Genomic DNA, 16,166 nt, shown 5'->3' with positions numbered 1-16,166 from the left:
CCCACTCTAAATGTAGATGTCTTATCAATTGAGAGAGGCTAAATAATAAATCTTAGGGTTTTAAATCACGGGGTTTGAATCCTGTAATCAACAAGCCCACTGCATAAGCAATCACGCCAATCACACATAATCCCACCACTTCTAGAATACGTATCCATTGCGAAGCATCGCCATTATACCAACTTAAAGCGTACCAAAGTGCTGCAATCATGGTGATATTCGCTAGCGCAAACTGTAAGAATAGTTTTTTCCAATGAGCCCCAAACCGGTAAATATCACGTTTATGCAAATAAAAATACAACATTCCTGCATTCACTAAAGCCGAACCTGAAGAGGCTAAAGCCAAAGCCATATGTTCTGCTTGCCAATCAATCAGCTTGAAGAAACCAATAAAAATGACATTTAAAATTGCATTGGCTGCAACTGCCATCAATCCAACCCGTACTGGTGTTTTTGTATCTTGCTGGGCATAAAAACCGGGAGCAAAAACTTTAATCAACATAAAAGAGATGACGCCTGCACTCATACATTGCAGCGCCATTGCCGTCATTTGAGTATCTTCTACCGTAAATTGACCACGCTGGAACAATGCCTGAATAATAGGGGTTGATAGCATAAACAAAGCAATACTCGCAGGTACACCGACCAACATAATCACTTTTGCTGCCCAATCAATCATGCCTCGAAACTTAGACTGATCTTGCTCAGCATGCCGTGCAGACAATGAAGGTAAAATGACCGTACCAATAGCCACCCCAATCAAGCCCAGTGGCAACTCTGTCATCCGCTCAGCACTATATAACCAAGAGACTGAACCATCTTGCATAAATGATGCCCAAATGGTGTTGAGCAACAAATTGATTTGCGTGACTGAGACACCAAATAAGGCCGGTAGCATCAACTTCATGATGCGATCTACGCCTTCATGTTTAAAATCAATTTTTGGTGGAATCAGCAAATTTTTACGCCATAACTCAGGAATCTGAATCACCAGTTGTAAAATACCCGCAACCACGACGGCCCAACCCAAAGCCATAATGGGTTCAGCCATATAGGGTGTTAGCCACCACGCGCCTGCAATCATCGTGATATTAAGTAATACAGGCGCAAAAGCAGGTGTCGAGAACGAACCGTAACTGTTTAAAATACTACTGGCAAAAGCAGTGAGTGACATAAACAGTAAATAGGGAATCGTGAGACGAAACATATCGACTGCCAAATCAAACTTTTCAGGATCGTTGTGGAAACCTGGCGCATAAATATAGAGTACCGCGGGTGCAGCCACCATGGCCACAAAAGTCAGCAACGACATTACGGTCATTAAACAACCAAACACCCGACTAATCAGAATTTGAACTTCAGCATGGGTTTTAGTCGTTTTATATTCGGTTAAGACCGGAATAAAAGCCTGCGAAAATGCGCCCTCGGCAAAGAGCCGCCGAAAAAAATTCGGAATACGAAATGCCACCACGAAGGTATCGAAATCTTTGCCTGCGCCAAATACATTAAGCAAAACGATATCTCGAACCAAACCCAATACCCGAGACAACATCGTCATTGCACTGACAATAAAGGTCGATCGCCAAAGCGCCATCGTTTCCACCTAGTATTAAAATAAGTCGTTATTGTAATGAAACTCGATCTAGAATTTCGTTGTTAAATCATTAAGTCGATCTATTATTTATTGGCCTTCAATTGTTGCAATAAAGTTCTGAATTTGACCCAATTAAAAAATGGTCCAGGATCTGTTTTACGATTAGGTGCAATATCTGAATGTCCCGCCAAATGTTGCAATATTTTAGGATAATGTGTCTGCAATACAGCCGTGACCTGAGCTAAAACAGTGTACTGAATCTCTTCAAAAGGCAGGTCATCACTCCCTTCTAGCTCTACTCCAATAGAATAATCATTACATTCTTTTTTAGCCAAATAACTTGAACGTCCTGCATGCCAAGCACGATCATTGAAATTGACAAATTGTAGAACCTCACCAGTACGCAAAATCAACAAGTGGGTTGAAACCTGCATACCTTCAATGCTTTGAAAATAAGGATGTAATGACCAATCCAATTGATTTTGAAAAAATTGTTCAATATATCCGCCCCCAAACTGCGAAGGTGGCAAGCTAATGTTATGCACCACCAGCAATTGGATTTCAGTATGTTCAGGACGCTGATTATAATTTGCAGAAGGCACTTGCCTCGCACCGATGAACTGACCATCGATGACCTGAAAAGATGGTGCTGGTTGCATAGTGTGATCCTAACTTAAATTCGCATAAACAGATCATTTTAACGCAATCCTAAAACTTTAAGCTTAAAATCTCAAATTGCACAGATAAAATCTCGGGAAAAAACATTTCTTTTAAATGAACAATGCTAATATAACGCGCAATTTTCATGGGTTAAAAAAGATACGGAAATACTTATGAGCATATCTCAGTCTTTGCTTGAACAATCAATCCAGATCAATATTCAACAGGCCTTACAAGAAGATGTTGGTGAGGGTGATATCACGGCTTTATTAACTCCTGAAGATGAACAAGCCACAGCAACCATCATCAGTCGTGAAGATATGGTGCTTGCAGGTCAGCCTTGGGTCAATGCCTTAATTCAAGCCTATGATGCCAATGTACAAGTAACTTGGCTTAAAAATGATGGTGATCATGTAGAAGCCAATCAAGCTTTTTTAACCTTGGCTGGTTCAGCACGCAGTCTACTAACGATTGAACGCCCTGCCCTCAATTTTATACAAACCCTTTCCGCGGTTGCGACTAAGACTGCTGACTATGTCAAACAGTTAGATGGTTTAAAAACAAAATTATTAGATACGCGCAAAACACTGCCTGGTTTACGAATTGCACAAAAATATGCAGTAAGCGTTGGCGGTGGAAAAAACCATCGCTTAGGTTTATTTGATGCTTTTTTAATCAAAGAAAATCACATTATGGCAGCAGGGGGTATTCAACAAGCAATTGCCAAAGCACGTCTGATTGCGCCCAATAAACCCGTTGAAGTTGAAGTTGAAAACTGGGATGAACTTGAACAAGCCTTAGAAGCCCATGCAGATATCGTGATGCTCGATAATTTTAGTCAACAACAACGAATAGATGCAGTGCAATATGTTGCGGGTCGTTGTAAATTAGAAGCTTCTGGCAACATTACCATTGAAAATTTGCGTGAGATTGCAAGCTCTGGAGTTGATTATATTTCTATGGGGGTATTAACCAAAGATGTGAAAGCCATTGACCTGTCCATGCGTTTCAATGCTTAAACGTCATCGCTCTGCTTGTGTGGTTTAACGGCTAAATCGTGAATTTCAACCGATGGTTTTTGTTTTTGCCAAACAGACTGTTGGTTTGATTTTTGCGAAGCTCTAGGATCACTGGTCATTAGAGCAAAAGTGACCACAGAAATGAGTAAGATAAAGATATTTAACATCGGCAACTCCTCAACAAGAAAACAGGAGTCTAGTCTGTCAATATGAAGTCGATATTAAGCCAATGTTTAAAACGGTGCAGTAATGTCCTCCTTTTTGTATCCAGTTGGATTTATCTTAATTTCACATAAACCAGCAATAAAAAAACGCACCCGAAAGTGCGTTTATTATATTTAAGACAACTTACCAACCTAAAGCGTCCTGTTGTTTTTTAATTAACGTTTGAATCCCTTGTTCGGCCAATTCAAGCATTTCATTACACTGTGTACGAGTAAACGGTTTTTCTTCCGCAGTGCCTTGTACTTCAATAAATTCACCCGCTTGTGTCATTACTACATTTAAGTCAGTTTGACAGCTAGAATCTTCTTCATAACACAGATCAAGTAAAGCTTCGTCTTGATAAATTCCCACAGAAACTGCAGCAACTAAACCTTTTAACGGATCTTGTTTAATTTTTTTCTTCTCAAGCAAGACATTCATGGCATCAATGAGGGCCACAGCTGCACCAGTAATCGCAGCAGTACGTGTACCGCCATCAGCTTGAATCACATCACAGTCAATAGTAATGGTATTTTCACCCAGTTTTTTCAAATCCACCATGGCACGTAAACTGCGACCAATCAAACGTTGAATTTCTTGTGTACGACCACTTTGTTTACCCCGTGCCGCTTCACGGTCACTACGAGTATGGGTTGAACGTGGCAACATGCCATATTCAGCAGTAACCCAGCCTTGCCCCTTTCCTTTCAAGAAACGCGGCACTGAATTATCAATACTTGCAGTACACAAAACCTTCGTATGACCAAACTCAACCAATACTGAACCTTCCGCATAACGCGTATAGTTACGGGTAATTTTTACATCACGTAATTGATCTAAGGTACGCTGGTCGATACGCATAAGGGATCCTATAAAGGCTAAAATTAATTGCGGTCTAGTATAACAGAAGCAGGCCTGAAGGTTTGATTGGATGTTTACCGATTGAAGAAAAACCATCAAGCCGATTGCTTAGCTGTTTAGCGTGACCAAAAATTAATTCCCATTTTCAATCTATTCATCGTGCTGAAATGACATCTTAGAAGCGCAAGATTGATTTCAATTTTTGCTTAGACTGTTGCAGTGTTGATGTCCACGAGTTCGGTACAGAATGCTTTGCCAAACGTACCCAAACACTTCCAAATTGCTGCATAAAACTGGCTTCATTATAATGAATGCCATATTCGGCGCACAAAGCGCGAATTTTAGGTGCTGCTTCTGCATAACGATTGGCGGGCATATCTGGAAATAAATGATGCTCAACCTGATGGCTTAAATTGCCACTTAAAATATGCAGCCACTCTGTGCCTGTAAAATTACTTGAACCGCGAATTTGACGTAAATACCATTCTGCACGTGTTTCATTTTCAGTATTATCTATTTCGAAGGTTTCTGCATCTTCGGTAAAATGACCATTAAAAATAACTGCTGATGACCATAGATTACGAATAACATTGGCCACCGCATTGCCTGTCAAAACGGGCAAAGCATTTGGTCCTGCAATCACAGGAAAAAATACATAATCTTTCGCTACTTGACGTGTGGCTTTCTGACGAAATTTTGCTGAATCTTCCCAGAGCTGTTTCCATGTTCTGGTCTTGTAAATCAGCGCATCTTCCAGATGTAGATTTTGTAAGCCAACATACCATTCAAAAAACACCATCAATTGAATAGCCAAGGGAATATTCAACAGAAAACGGGGTTCCCATTTTTGTGCTTCACTGACCCGCAATAAGCCATAACCAACATCATGATCTTTACCCACAATATTGGTATAAGTATGATGAATATAGTTATGCGTATGTTTCCAGTCATCCCCAGTAGAAATCGTGTCCCAATCATAATTGGCACCATTTAAGCTTGGGTCATTGAGCCAATCAAACTGACCATGCATGACGTTATGACCCAACTCCATATTTTCAACAATTTTGGATAGTCCCAATAAACCTGTACCGAATAACCACACTGGTGGAATCCAACCGCCGAACATCAACATACCACGAGATGCGATTTCGCTATAACGCACAAAATTGCGTATTTTATAAATATATTGCGCATCTTGTTCGCCAATACTCTCCATGATTTCACGACGAATCGCATCGACTTGTTGACCAAATTGTTCAATTTGTGCTGAATTTAAATGTTTCGATTTACTGGCTTCTGAAAACTTAACTGACATATTCATTGTTCTTCTCCTCAGCGAGAATATTGTTTTATTTTTAAAGGTTAATGACGACTGGGCTGACGGCTTGGCTAATACACAATTTAATTTGGGTATTGCTGGCATGATCAATTTCACCCGTGATTAAGTTCTTGGTGGAACCACTGACCTTGGTACACGTACAGGTATTACAAATCCCCATACGGCAGCCATGGGTTGGTCTTAAACCTACACGTTCTGCACTTTCTAACAAATTAGTACTTGCTTCAAACTGTTGCTGTGCTCGTAAAAATACCACTGGCTGTACGGATGCATTTTCATCGACCATCACCTGAAAATATTCTTGTTTCAGGTGTTCGATAAGACCCAAGTCTTGATAAATTTGATTGATACTTTGCATCATCCCTTGCGCACCGCAGGCATAACTTTGACGCTGCTGAAAGTCAGGAACTAAATCTTGTAATAGCTCTAAACTTAAATGCTGCTTCTGTTGCAGCGTATTGAACCTGTGAAAGTTCAATTGTGTATGTTGATTTGCCAAATTTTGTAATTCATCATGAAATGCCTGATCACGACTAAAATAAATTAGATCAATTTGACTTACATTTTGGCGTAATGCCTGTTGCAAAATTGAATAAATAGCAGTGATGCCGCTGCCAGAAGCCAATAACAGAATAGGCTGTTGAGATGAACTTAATGTGAAATCGCCTTGAACTTGAGAGATTTCAATCACAGTACCTACCGCTAAGTTCGTTAGAACGTTGGATACTTTTCCTTGACGTTTTACCGCAATCAGCATGTTGCCCGTATCAGTCATTTTGACGATTGAATAACTACGCTGCTGACGTACACCTGCAATCACCACAGTCACTAAAATACTTTGTCCAGCACGAAAGGCTGTTGTCTCAAAGTTCCGATTAGGTTGAAGCTGAATTTGATAGAAGTCATCACCAATCATTTGAATGCTGACTAGCGTGGCTTTCACTTTTTTCCACGCCCATACTGGGTTTATTTTTTCAGCAATAAAGTCGACAAAATCTTCGCGAACCCATTGCGGTTGATACTGCATCACATGACTCATATGACGTTCCTCTTTTATTGCTGGCTATTTATTTGAGTGAACACATGTTCTTATAGTGAACAGTTGTACACTATATTTATTTTTCACTTCAGTCAACAGGTGTACACTGACATTCGTCGTTTAATTTGTTTTTTTTTGGTAGACTTCATGCAGAATTTTTTTAGGGTAGTCGAATGTCGATTCGGGATGAGCGTAAACAACAGAGCCGTCAAGCACTTCTGGATGCAGCAGTTGCTCTAACCACTTCTGGACGCTCTTTTAGTAGCATCAGCTTACGTGAAATCGCACGAGACGTTGGATTGGTTCCGACTGCATTTTATCGACATTTTCAAGATATGAATGAATTGGGGCTGGAACTGGTCGATCAGGTCGCTTTGCACTTGAAAGGTATTTTGCATCAACTCGGACAGACTTATATTTATCAACCCAATACCAAGACCCAAATGAGTTTAGATCTGTTTTTTGAGGCAGTAGAACAGCATCCTGAACCTTGGGTATTTATGATTGCAGAACGTTGGGGCGGCTCTGAAGTCATTCGTCATGCGATTGCTAGAGAAATTCATTTTTTAATTGAAGACTTAGCCAATGATCTGACGCAAATTGAACTTGTAAAACGTTTGGGTCATGCCCAAGCCTTACAAGTCTTGGCGAATATTCTCATTAATTTATCTTTTACTTGGGCCATGACATGGATCAATATTAATCGTCAAGCACCTAGCCCAGAAAAAAATGAACAACAGAAACAATTTAAAATACAAACCATTACCCAAGTACAATTAATTTTTCGTGGTATTTCTAATTGGGAAACTGTCCCTTCCACTCTACCTGAATAATTGGGTATAAATTTTGGTATAAAATAATGATAAAAATTGATCACAAAAAAACCCGCAGAGATTGCGGGTTTTTTATTCTACACGTACTTATTTTGCTTTACGCTCTTTTTCCACCAAGTAGCTGACCACTTGAGTGACTTTACCATCTTCACCTTGCACCACATATTTACCATTCACCACGACTGCAGGAACACCCGTAAGCTGGTATTGTTGAGCCAATTTATTGGCTTGAGCAACTTTTGAGGTGATCGCAAATGAATTGAACATACTGTTAAATTTAGCTTCTGGGATACCATATTTCACAAAGAATTTTGCTTGTGATTTTTGATCAAAAATTTGTTGACCACCTTCATGAATCGCATGGAATAAAGGTAAATGGGTTTTCTTGCGAACCCCTAATGCTTCAGATACATAATAACCACGCGCACCTTGCTCCCACACAGGGTTCATTGCAGCAGGAGTACGGATAAAGTTGACATCTTTCGGAATTTTTCTTAACCAAGCCTGCATATGTGGCTCAAGTTTAAAACAATGCGGACAACCGTACCAAAAGAACTCACGTACTTCAATTTTGCCAGGAACTTGAACTTTACCTGGGTTGGCAATGACGGTGTAATCTTTGCCTGCCACAAAATCGGCGGCCATTACTGTGCCAGAAAAAGCAAAAATAGCAGTTGTCAGACCACCTAAAAGGAATTTTTTCATTGACCTTATTGTCCTCTAAATCATTATCATAAGTTTATGCGATCACTATAAATCAATTATGCTGAATTCGTTTTCATTCTGTGAACTTTTTTATCGCTTTTATCGCTTTTTTTTGAATAAACGCTACACTAAGCCCGTATAACTTTTTTTAAATTATAACGACTTGATTGAGGTGACCCCGATGTCGCAATTGAATGTTGATCCACAAGAAATTGCCAAATTTGAAGCATTCGCAGCCATATGGTGGGATCAGCATTCTGAGTTCCGTCCACTACACCAAATTAATCCATTACGCTTAAACTGGATTGATGAACATTCGGGTGGTATCGCCGGTAAAAAAGTATTAGACGTTGGCTGTGGAGGCGGTATTTTATCGGAAAGCATGGCACGACGCGGGGCTGATGTATTGGGCATCGATATGGGGTTGGCGCCTCTAAATGTGGCGCGTATTCATGCTGAACAAGAAGGTGTTAACAATATTGAATATCGTCAAGTTCCAGTTGAGCAACTCGCTCTAGAGCAAGCAGGACAATATGATGTCGTGACCTGTATGGAAATGCTTGAGCATGTGCCTAATCCAGCATCGATTATTCAGGCCTGTTATGCCTTGGTCAAACCAGGGGGGCATGTGTTTTTTTCGACCATTAACCGCAATCCAAAATCATATTTGTTTGCCATTATTGGTGCAGAATATATATTACGCATGTTGGCTAAAGGCACACATGATTATCGTAAATTTATTAAACCATCAGAACTGGCGCACGATATTCGTGAAGCAGGGTTACAGCTAAAAGACATGATTGGTTTACATTTTAACCCAATCACCAAACGCTATTGGCTGGCACCCAATGTCGATGTCAATTATATGGTCTATACCATTAAAGAAGAGAACCCATGAAAGCCGTTCTCTTTGATCTTGATGGAACTTTAATTGATACAGCAGCTGATTTTATTCGCATTATTCAGGAGATGTGTCGCAATAAACCCTGCGACCTTGTGACAGCGGATTTAATTCGTACTCAAGTGTCTGAAGGTGCACGTGCCATGGTGAAATTGGTCTATCCAGAATTGGAGATCGAAGACCCCGTATTTCTCGCCCATCGACAGCGCTTTTTAGATACTTACGGTGAAGATATCGCGGTAGAAACGGATCTATTTGAAGGCATGTATGCTTTACTTGAACAACTGGAAAGCCAAGATATTCCGTGGGGTATTGTGACCAATAAACCACGTTGGCTCAGTGAAGCTTTACTTAAAGCACTCCATTTAGATCAGCGCTGTGCTGTATTGGTTTGCCCAGAAGATGTCACCCATACCAAACCCGATCCAGAGCCGATGTATCTGGCTGCACAACAGCTTAAACTCAACCCTCAGGACTGTATTTATATCGGGGATCATCCACGTGATATAGACGCGGGACGCAATGCCCAGATGTATACTATATTGGCTGCTTATGGTTATTTACCATTGCAACACAAAGATGACTTAACAGCTTGGCAAGCGGATTGTATAGTCAATACAGTTGAAGAATTACATCAAGTGATCCAACAACGTGTAACTCCAAAACAAAATATTGATCCACGCATTTCATAAAGATATAACAACACGATAAACGAGGAGGTATAACATGAAATATTCAGAATATCAGCCTCGCCCAGATCTATTAAAAGATCGCATTATCCTGATTACGGGTGCGGGCGATGGTATTGGTCGTGCAGCAGCGCTCAGTTATGCACTACATGGTGCAACCGTTGTTTTGCATGGCCGTACGCTCAATAAGCTTGAAGTCATTTATGATGAGATTGAAAGTTTAGGTGCACCACAACCTGCTATTTTGCCTTTACAACTGTCGAGTGCCTCGTCTCGAGATTATGAGCTTCTGGTCGATACCTTAGAAAAGCAATTTGGTCGCTTAGATGGCATTTTACATAATGCGGGTATTTTGGGTGAACGGACCGAATTGGTGAATTATCCTGCGGATGTCTGGGATGATGTCATGGCTGTAAATTTACGTGCACCCTTTATCATGACTCAAGAGCTTTTGCCATTACTCGAAAAATCTGAACATGCTTCGGTGGTTTTTGCAAGTTCCGGTGTCGGTCGAGAAGCACGGGCATGTTGGGGTGCATATTCAGTGTCAAAAATTGCCATTGAAGCGGTCAGTCAACTGTTTGCAAAAGAAAATGTTCATCCGAATGTACGTTTTAACTGCATTAATCCAGGTGCAACCCGTACTGCAATGCGGGCTAAAGCCTATCCTGATGAAGATCCTAAAACGTTAGCAACACCTGAAATGATTATGCCTGGCTATTTATACCTCATGGGTGATGATAGTTTGCATATGAATGGTGAAAGTATTGATGCCCAAGACTAGGGTTTAAATAAAAAAGCGTATAAAAGGGAGTTTTAAGAACTCCCTTTTTATTAGGCAAAATCGAACTCAATCTAAATCGCATTTTTAGATGAATTTTACAATAATATTCGGTTTTACAAATTAAAAAATTAATCTAAGCTGATCTGTAATTTAAAATATATTCAGGAAAGTGACATGATTGATTTAAAACGTAAAATTGAAATGATTGGTTTTATTGAACAATTACAACTTCCTCATCTGCTCATTCAAGGACTAGATGATGTTCAGCGGGCTGAAGATATTGCTAAAGCGGTCTATTCTCTACAAAATTTGGCAGAGCAGTGGAATTAGGTCATTTTATTCCAGCTCAAGCTTTAGCCTCAATATGGCGACCTTTTGACAGGCCAGTCTATCTGACTGAAATAAAATCCAGACTGAAATTTTGCTACAATTTATTTATTCATTTTTACTTCTCTATACAGCTGTTTTATCATGTTGAAAACTCAATCAAGCAGTTTTAAATTTGGGCAGCTTTAGCACTTATTTTTCAGCATCTCCTGAATGTCTCTGTATTTTTTAATAAATGAGTGCCGTATCTTCACAGTTTCTCTGCAATTTTTTTGTACATTAAGTCCAATGAAATTAATACTTTTTTTATGAGGGTTCAACATGAAAAAGATTTTGACAATTTTGGCAATTTCTTTCAGTGCATTGATGGCAAGCAGTGTCAGTACTGCTGCACCTCACGATAAACAGGATAGAAGTCGTGGTTGGGATCATCCGCGTCATCAAGAATCGAATAAAAATCGAGATTTCCGTGAGGATGATGACGATGAGCGTATGCAAGATAAACGCCGTGGTCGTGAAGAACGTGGCGTAAAACGTTTGCAACAGCATAAATGGCAAACGGGTTATGTCATGCCACAGCATTATCGCGGCAATGGTTATAAGGTCGATTATAAAAATCTCGATTTACCTAAGCCTTCGCGCAACCAGCAATGGTACAAAATCAACAATGACTACATTTTAGTCGATTCAGACAGTCATAATATTGTACAAATTAAAGGCTTTTAAAAACTTAAGGCGATAAAATTTAAGCTCAAACTTTGGTTTGAGCTTTTTTTGTTTTCTCTCTGCCGCTTTTAGGCGCAGGCTTTTATATTCAGTATGTTTGACAAACGCTAACTCTTCTTTATTTCTCCATCAATTTCACAATTCACCTATACAGCTCTCATTTTTTATCTCTACTTTTTGGTTAATTTTGATCTATCGAAAAGATCTCTAAAAAATCATCTAAGGTGAACATCATGAAAAAACTTTTAACGACTCTTGCATTTTCATTATCCGCACTAATTGCCACTTCTGCGATGGCAGCACCAGATCATCGTTATGATGATCGTCAAGGTTATAATCATGCACAGTCGCATCAAGACAAGCGCTGGGACAATAACAACCGTTATGAACAAAATCGTTATGATAACAAACGTGTAAATCCAAGCCGTGATTGGCGTACGGGTCAAACTTTACCGCGTCAATACAGCAACTCTCGCTTTGAAGTCAGTGACCGTGAAGCGCGTCGTTTACCTAAAGTGAGTCGTAACCAGCAATGGTACAAGGTGAATGGCGATTATGTGCTGGTCAATGAGCGTAACAACCGTATTATCCGTATTCAAGGCTAAGCACTAAAATCTAGCCATTTGGCTTAAGTCTTTTCTTCTTTTTAAAACACCTTAACTGCGCTTAAGGTGTTTTTTTTATTTTATCCTTCCTCTGGGCTTTTTTTTGATTAGAATCATAGCTAAGGTTTTATTCTTGATTTGAGATAGGTATGCATACGAATTCATCGGAAACGTCACAAAGCACAACTTTGCAATATGTGCATTGGTTTCGACATTCTGCGCCTTATATCAATGCTCATCGGAATAAAACGTTTGTCATTATGTTTGATGGCGAAGCGGTACAACATGAGAATTTCCAACATATTGTGCATGACATTGCCCTACTGCATTCTTTAGGGATTCATCTCATTTTGGTACACGGCGCACGTGCGCAAATTAATCAGAATTTAAAAACCAGTGCTATTCAAACACCATTTCATCAGCACCGTCGTATTACTACCCGTGAATCATTAAGTTGTGTAATGAATGCAGTAGGCTCGATTCGCCTGCAAATTGAAGCCTTACTGTCGATGGGACTTGCCAACTCTCCGATGTATGGTGCACGTATTGATGTGGTTTCAGGTAATTTTGTGACAGCAAAACCCTATGGCATTCGAGATGGTATTGACTTTCAGCTGACGGGCGAAGTACGCACGGTCGATACAGATGCCATTCAACGCCATCTGGAAAATCATAATATTGTTTTGCTTGGTCCAACGGGATATTCCAATACGGGTGAAGTCTTTAATTTGGTTGCAGAAGAAGTCGCTACCAATACTGCAATTTTATTAAAAGCGGATAAATTGATTTTTTTGGGTAAACAATCGGGTTTATTTAATGCAATGGGACAATTACAACGTGAAATTGCTCCCCATCAACTGGATCAGTATATTTTGCAATACCAAGATTCCAATCCCAATATTGCTTTACAGTTACGCGGTGCCAAAAATGCCTGCCTTAAAGGCGTCAATCGTGTCCATCTGATTTCCTATACCTCTGATGGTGCACTTCTTGAAGAACTATTTACCCGTGATGGTTCTGGCACCATGATGACCGATGCACATTATGAAGAAGTCCGTACCGCCACTATTCAGGATGTCGGAGGATTAATGAATTTACTTCGTCCACTTGAGGCAGAAGGCATTTTGGTTTATCGCTCACGGGAACGTTTAGAAAGTGAAATTGAACAATTTTCTGTGATTGAACGTGACGGCATGATTTTAGCCTGTGCCGCGCTGTATCCGATTCCTCATGCAGAAAATACGTTGAAATCTGCTGAAATTGCTTGTGTGGCCGTCGATCCGACTTATCGCCAGTCTAATCGTGGCAGTCAAATTCTGAATTATTTACAAGACAAAGCAAAAAGTATGGGGATTCAGCAACTTTTTGTCTTGACTACACGTACTGCACATTGGTTTGTTGAACATGGTTTTGAACCTGCCAATGTGGATGAACTGCCGAACGCGCGTCAGGCAATGTATAACTATCAAAGAAATTCATTGGTTTTTAAAAAGTCACTTTAAGTGGCTTTTTTTATATGTTGATATCTGTAATGTTGATATCGTTATTTATTTTGCATCAAAACATACGCATATAAGCTATTTTATTTTTTCACCCATTTACTGAGAGGGAATCAATCAAATTTAAATTAATAATAATATCAAAAACTTAAAATTTTCAGGCTCATTTTTGTCAGACTCTTCTCTAGCATATTTTTAGCTAAGCTTTACGTTTTTTAGTTTATCTTTTTTATTCATGAACAATTGCGATTTTTTTATTATTTTCGAAATAGAAAAGGCTTTAGCCTGTATTCAATATTGAATCTTTCTATTTCGGAGCAGTCTTTTGTGAGTACCTTTAAGACCAGTTTTTGGAACAAATCACACGTTTTATCCACTTTAGTTGCAAGTGCAATCCTGTTGTCTGGCTGTGCTCAAAAAGAGGCAGAAACGCTGACCTTAAATGTGGGCTATCAAAAATATGGTGTTTTACCCATTTTGAAAGAGCGCGGTACTTTAGAAAAAGTATTGAAAGACCAAAATATAAAAGTCAAATGGATTGAATTCCCTGCTGGCCCACAGTTACTGGAAGGTTTAAATGTCGGTAGCGTGTCATTTGGTGAAGCAGGTGAAGCGCCACCAATCTTTGCACAGGCTGCAAATTCAAATTTGGTTTACATTGCCAACCAACCTTCCGCACCTTTAGCTGAAGCCTTGATTATTCCTAAGAACTCTCCTATTCAGTCCATAAAAGACTTAAAAGGCAAACGTGTTGTCCTTAATAAAGGCTCAAATGTACATTATTTATTACTCAAAGTTCTCGAAGCAAACCAGCTCAAACTTGATGATATTGACGTGGTGTATTTACCCCCTGCTGATGCCCGTGCTGCCTTTGAAAAAGGTGCCGTAGATGCTTGGGTCATTTGGGATCCGTTCTATGCTGCAGCAGAAAAACAACTGGGGGCAAAAGTGCTGGCAACCGGTCAGAATCTGGTCAGCAATCATCAGTTTTATTTAGCAGATCGTGAATTTGCCCAACAACATCCTGAGCTTTTAAAAACTGTGGTGAATGAGTTGAATACAACCACTACTTGGGTGGCTCAACATCAAAATGAAGCAGCTCAGCTATTAGAAAAAGCCACTGGCCTAGACAGTGCAATTTTAAAGACTTCAATTTCACGGATGGGCTTTGGGATAAAACCTATTACAGCGCAAGTTGCAAAAGAGCAGCAGTTTGTAGCGGATGCTTTTTATCAGCAAAAACTCATTCCAAATAAAATTAATATTCAAGCCGCCATTTTGGCGCATTAAGCCTACTCATTTAAAACCATGTAAATCCAAAGTTTGGATTAAGCATAGACCAGACCAGTCAACTCAACTTTAGAGGATGAATAAATGACTCAACATCTTGTACAACATAAAACGTCTATCAGGTTTAATCCCCGTAATCGTGGCATGATAACTTTATTGTTGGCGTGTGCAATGTTGAGTTCAACTGCAAGTTGGGCGGTTGATCCAACTGTCAAAAAATTGCGGATTGGTTTTCAAAAAAGCTCAATTAATTTTGCGATTGCAAAACAACAAAAACTGTATGAGAAAGAATTTCCAAATGCAAAAATCACTTGGAATGAATTTCCTGCTGGCCCACAAATTTTAGAAGCACTGGCAGTCGGTTCTCTGGATATAGGAGTTACAGGCGATACACCGCCTGTGTATGCACAAGCAGCGAATAAGCCGTTGTACTACATTGCCTATGAAGCAGCCAAACCGTTAACGTCGGCTATTTTAGTGCCGAAACATTCGGATCTAACCCAGTTAGCACAATTAAAAGGTAAACGAATTGCCTTGCAAAAAGGCTCAAGTGCACATTATTTGTTGCTACAAGCAGTTCGTAAAGCAGGACTGCAATGGTCAGATATTCAGCCGATTTGGCTCAGCCCTGCTGATGCCCGTGCAGCTTTCCAAAAAGGTGCTGTCGATGCATGGGCTATTTGGGATCCTTACTACGCTTCTGCGCAACTTGAAGATCAAGCCAAAGTTTTGGCATCAGGCCAAGGCCTTAGCCCAAACTACACTTTTTATTTGGCTGCACCCAATTTTGTCAAACAGCATCCACGTGCGATCAAAAGCATTATTCAGCAAATCAATGTCGCAGATCAATGGGTACAAAGCCATCGGGCTGAAACAGCGCAAACCATTGGACAGAATACAGGCTTAAAAACACAAGTCAGCCAAGTGTTTATTGACCGACGCCCGAGGCCTTCTGCTGCTGCTCCCTTAAATAGCAAAGTCATTGCCGATCAACAACAACTCGCCAACCGTTTTAGTGAACTCAAGCTTATTCCTCATTCAATTCAGGTGAAGCAAGCCGTTTGGACAGGCAAATAATCATCATCTATTTA

18 protein-coding genes are annotated in these 16,166 nt (G+C 39.9%); 11 read left to right on the top strand and 7 right to left on the bottom strand.

Annotated elements, in window-relative coordinates; all coding sequences use genetic code 11:
- Positions 1-52: 52 nt before the first annotated feature.
- Positions 53-1,603, bottom strand: coding sequence for a murein biosynthesis integral membrane protein MurJ (gene murJ / locus H0S58_RS00275; protein ID WP_171256888.1), 1,551 nt, complete (start codon positions 1,601-1,603; stop codon positions 53-55).
- A 74-nt stretch (positions 1,604-1,677) separates the two neighbouring features.
- The gene (gene ampD / locus H0S58_RS00270; RefSeq protein ID WP_195726825.1) at positions 1,678-2,253 is read right to left on the bottom strand and encodes a 1,6-anhydro-N-acetylmuramyl-L-alanine amidase AmpD; all 576 of its coding nucleotides are present in this window, start codon (positions 2,251-2,253) and stop codon (positions 1,678-1,680) included.
- Positions 2,254-2,427: 174 nt separating this feature from the next.
- Between ampD and nadC the strand changes: the two genes are divergently transcribed.
- On the top strand, positions 2,428-3,273 hold the full coding sequence (nadC, locus tag H0S58_RS00265) for a carboxylating nicotinate-nucleotide diphosphorylase (RefSeq protein WP_053579209.1): 846 nt from the start codon (positions 2,428-2,430) through the stop codon (positions 3,271-3,273).
- Here the strand turns inward: nadC and H0S58_RS00260 are convergent.
- The 4 genes from H0S58_RS00260 to H0S58_RS00245 form a co-directional block, all read right to left on the bottom strand.
- Positions 3,270-3,440, bottom strand: a complete 171-nt coding sequence (locus tag H0S58_RS00260) for a hypothetical protein (protein ID WP_195727630.1) — start codon at positions 3,438-3,440, stop codon at positions 3,270-3,272. The two genes, nadC and H0S58_RS00260, sit on opposite strands and share 4 nt — an antisense overlap.
- 181 nt (positions 3,441-3,621) lie before the next feature.
- A complete protein-coding gene (gene rph / locus H0S58_RS00255; RefSeq protein WP_195726824.1) occupies positions 3,622-4,338 on the bottom strand; it encodes a ribonuclease PH in 717 nt (238 codons plus the stop codon).
- A gap of 175 nt (positions 4,339-4,513) precedes the next feature.
- A complete protein-coding gene (locus tag H0S58_RS00250; RefSeq protein WP_411164933.1) occupies positions 4,514-5,659 on the bottom strand; it encodes a fatty acid desaturase family protein in 1,146 nt (381 codons plus the stop codon).
- A 34-nt stretch (positions 5,660-5,693) separates the two neighbouring features.
- A complete protein-coding gene (locus H0S58_RS00245; protein WP_195726823.1) occupies positions 5,694-6,716 on the bottom strand; it encodes a ferredoxin reductase in 1,023 nt (340 codons plus the stop codon).
- Between the two features lie 173 nt (positions 6,717-6,889).
- Between H0S58_RS00245 and H0S58_RS00240 the strand changes: the two genes are divergently transcribed.
- On the top strand, positions 6,890-7,549 hold the full coding sequence (locus H0S58_RS00240; protein ID WP_053579205.1) for a TetR family transcriptional regulator: 660 nt from the start codon (positions 6,890-6,892) through the stop codon (positions 7,547-7,549).
- Positions 7,550-7,636: 87 nt separating this feature from the next.
- Here H0S58_RS00240 and H0S58_RS00235 read toward each other — a convergent pair whose 3' ends face one another.
- Entirely contained in the window at positions 7,637-8,254 is a 618-nt protein-coding gene (locus H0S58_RS00235) for a thiol:disulfide interchange protein DsbA/DsbL (protein ID WP_053579204.1), read from the bottom strand.
- Between the two features lie 181 nt (positions 8,255-8,435).
- On the opposite strand from H0S58_RS00235, the gene ubiG reads away from it, so the two are divergent.
- The 9 genes from ubiG (at position 8,436) to H0S58_RS00190 (ending at position 16,152) form a co-directional block, all read left to right on the top strand.
- The gene (gene ubiG / locus H0S58_RS00230; protein ID WP_193891845.1) at positions 8,436-9,152 is read left to right on the top strand and encodes a bifunctional 2-polyprenyl-6-hydroxyphenol methylase/3-demethylubiquinol 3-O-methyltransferase UbiG; all 717 of its coding nucleotides are present in this window, start codon (positions 8,436-8,438) and stop codon (positions 9,150-9,152) included.
- Positions 9,149-9,847, top strand: a complete 699-nt coding sequence (locus tag H0S58_RS00225; protein WP_195726822.1) for an HAD family hydrolase — start codon at positions 9,149-9,151, stop codon at positions 9,845-9,847. The genes ubiG and H0S58_RS00225 overlap by 4 nt, the downstream gene beginning before the upstream one ends.
- Before the next feature lie 34 nt (positions 9,848-9,881).
- Complete coding sequence (locus H0S58_RS00220; RefSeq protein WP_195726821.1) at positions 9,882-10,628, top strand: YciK family oxidoreductase; 747 nt, start codon at positions 9,882-9,884, stop codon at positions 10,626-10,628.
- A 174-nt stretch (positions 10,629-10,802) separates the two neighbouring features.
- Entirely contained in the window at positions 10,803-10,958 is a 156-nt protein-coding gene (locus tag H0S58_RS00215; RefSeq protein WP_171250317.1) for a hypothetical protein, read from the top strand.
- Positions 10,959-11,276: 318 nt separating this feature from the next.
- Positions 11,277-11,681: an RcnB family protein gene (locus H0S58_RS00210; RefSeq protein ID WP_053579200.1), complete on the top strand. Its 405-nt coding sequence runs from the start codon at positions 11,277-11,279 to the stop codon at positions 11,679-11,681.
- A gap of 233 nt (positions 11,682-11,914) precedes the next feature.
- Complete coding sequence (locus tag H0S58_RS00205; RefSeq protein WP_195726820.1) at positions 11,915-12,286, top strand: RcnB family protein; 372 nt, start codon at positions 11,915-11,917, stop codon at positions 12,284-12,286.
- Positions 12,287-12,435: 149 nt separating this feature from the next.
- Complete coding sequence (gene argA / locus H0S58_RS00200) at positions 12,436-13,788, top strand: amino-acid N-acetyltransferase (protein WP_193891836.1); 1,353 nt, start codon at positions 12,436-12,438, stop codon at positions 13,786-13,788.
- Positions 13,789-14,112: 324 nt separating this feature from the next.
- Positions 14,113-15,075 (top strand): sulfonate ABC transporter substrate-binding protein, encoded by a 963-nt coding sequence (locus tag H0S58_RS00195; protein ID WP_195726819.1) that lies wholly within the window; start codon positions 14,113-14,115, stop codon positions 15,073-15,075.
- A gap of 144 nt (positions 15,076-15,219) precedes the next feature.
- The gene (locus H0S58_RS00190; protein WP_195727530.1) at positions 15,220-16,152 is read left to right on the top strand and encodes a sulfonate ABC transporter substrate-binding protein; all 933 of its coding nucleotides are present in this window, start codon (positions 15,220-15,222) and stop codon (positions 16,150-16,152) included.
- The last annotated feature ends 14 nt before the right edge of the window (positions 16,153-16,166 follow it).

It is taken from the genome of Acinetobacter sp. TTH0-4, from assembly GCF_015602665.1.
In the GTDB taxonomy this organism is placed as follows: domain Bacteria; phylum Pseudomonadota; class Gammaproteobacteria; order Pseudomonadales; family Moraxellaceae; genus Acinetobacter; species Acinetobacter albensis.
Note: the sequence above shows the minus strand (reverse complement) of the source record. Positions and strands in the feature narration are given on the sequence as shown.

Excerpts from the sequence above, each read along its gene's own strand:
- argA (WP_193891836.1), top strand. The coding sequence starts at position 12,436 with ATGCATACGAATTCATCGGAAACGTCACAAAGCACAACTTTGCAATAT.
- H0S58_RS00205 (WP_195726820.1), top strand. The coding sequence starts at position 11,915 with ATGAAAAAACTTTTAACGACTCTTGCATTTTCATTATCCGCACTAATT.
- H0S58_RS00240 (WP_053579205.1), top strand. The coding sequence starts at position 6,890 with ATGTCGATTCGGGATGAGCGTAAACAACAGAGCCGTCAAGCACTTCTG.
- H0S58_RS00250 (WP_411164933.1), bottom strand. The coding sequence starts at position 5,659 with ATGAATATGTCAGTTAAGTTTTCAGAAGCCAGTAAATCGAAACATTTA.
- nadC (WP_053579209.1), top strand. The coding sequence starts at position 2,428 with ATGAGCATATCTCAGTCTTTGCTTGAACAATCAATCCAGATCAATATT.
- ubiG (WP_193891845.1), top strand. The coding sequence starts at position 8,436 with ATGTCGCAATTGAATGTTGATCCACAAGAAATTGCCAAATTTGAAGCA.
- rph (WP_195726824.1), bottom strand. The coding sequence starts at position 4,338 with ATGCGTATCGACCAGCGTACCTTAGATCAATTACGTGATGTAAAAATT.
- H0S58_RS00190 (WP_195727530.1), top strand. The coding sequence starts at position 15,220 with ATGATAACTTTATTGTTGGCGTGTGCAATGTTGAGTTCAACTGCAAGT.
- H0S58_RS00245 (WP_195726823.1), bottom strand. The coding sequence starts at position 6,716 with ATGAGTCATGTGATGCAGTATCAACCGCAATGGGTTCGCGAAGATTTT.
- H0S58_RS00260 (WP_195727630.1), bottom strand. The coding sequence starts at position 3,440 with ATGTTAAATATCTTTATCTTACTCATTTCTGTGGTCACTTTTGCTCTA.
- ampD (WP_195726825.1), bottom strand. The coding sequence starts at position 2,253 with ATGCAACCAGCACCATCTTTTCAGGTCATCGATGGTCAGTTCATCGGT.
- H0S58_RS00235 (WP_053579204.1), bottom strand. The coding sequence starts at position 8,254 with ATGAAAAAATTCCTTTTAGGTGGTCTGACAACTGCTATTTTTGCTTTT.
- H0S58_RS00210 (WP_053579200.1), top strand. The coding sequence starts at position 11,277 with ATGAAAAAGATTTTGACAATTTTGGCAATTTCTTTCAGTGCATTGATG.
- H0S58_RS00215 (WP_171250317.1), top strand. The coding sequence starts at position 10,803 with ATGATTGATTTAAAACGTAAAATTGAAATGATTGGTTTTATTGAACAA.
- H0S58_RS00220 (WP_195726821.1), top strand. The coding sequence starts at position 9,882 with ATGAAATATTCAGAATATCAGCCTCGCCCAGATCTATTAAAAGATCGC.
- H0S58_RS00225 (WP_195726822.1), top strand. The coding sequence starts at position 9,149 with ATGAAAGCCGTTCTCTTTGATCTTGATGGAACTTTAATTGATACAGCA.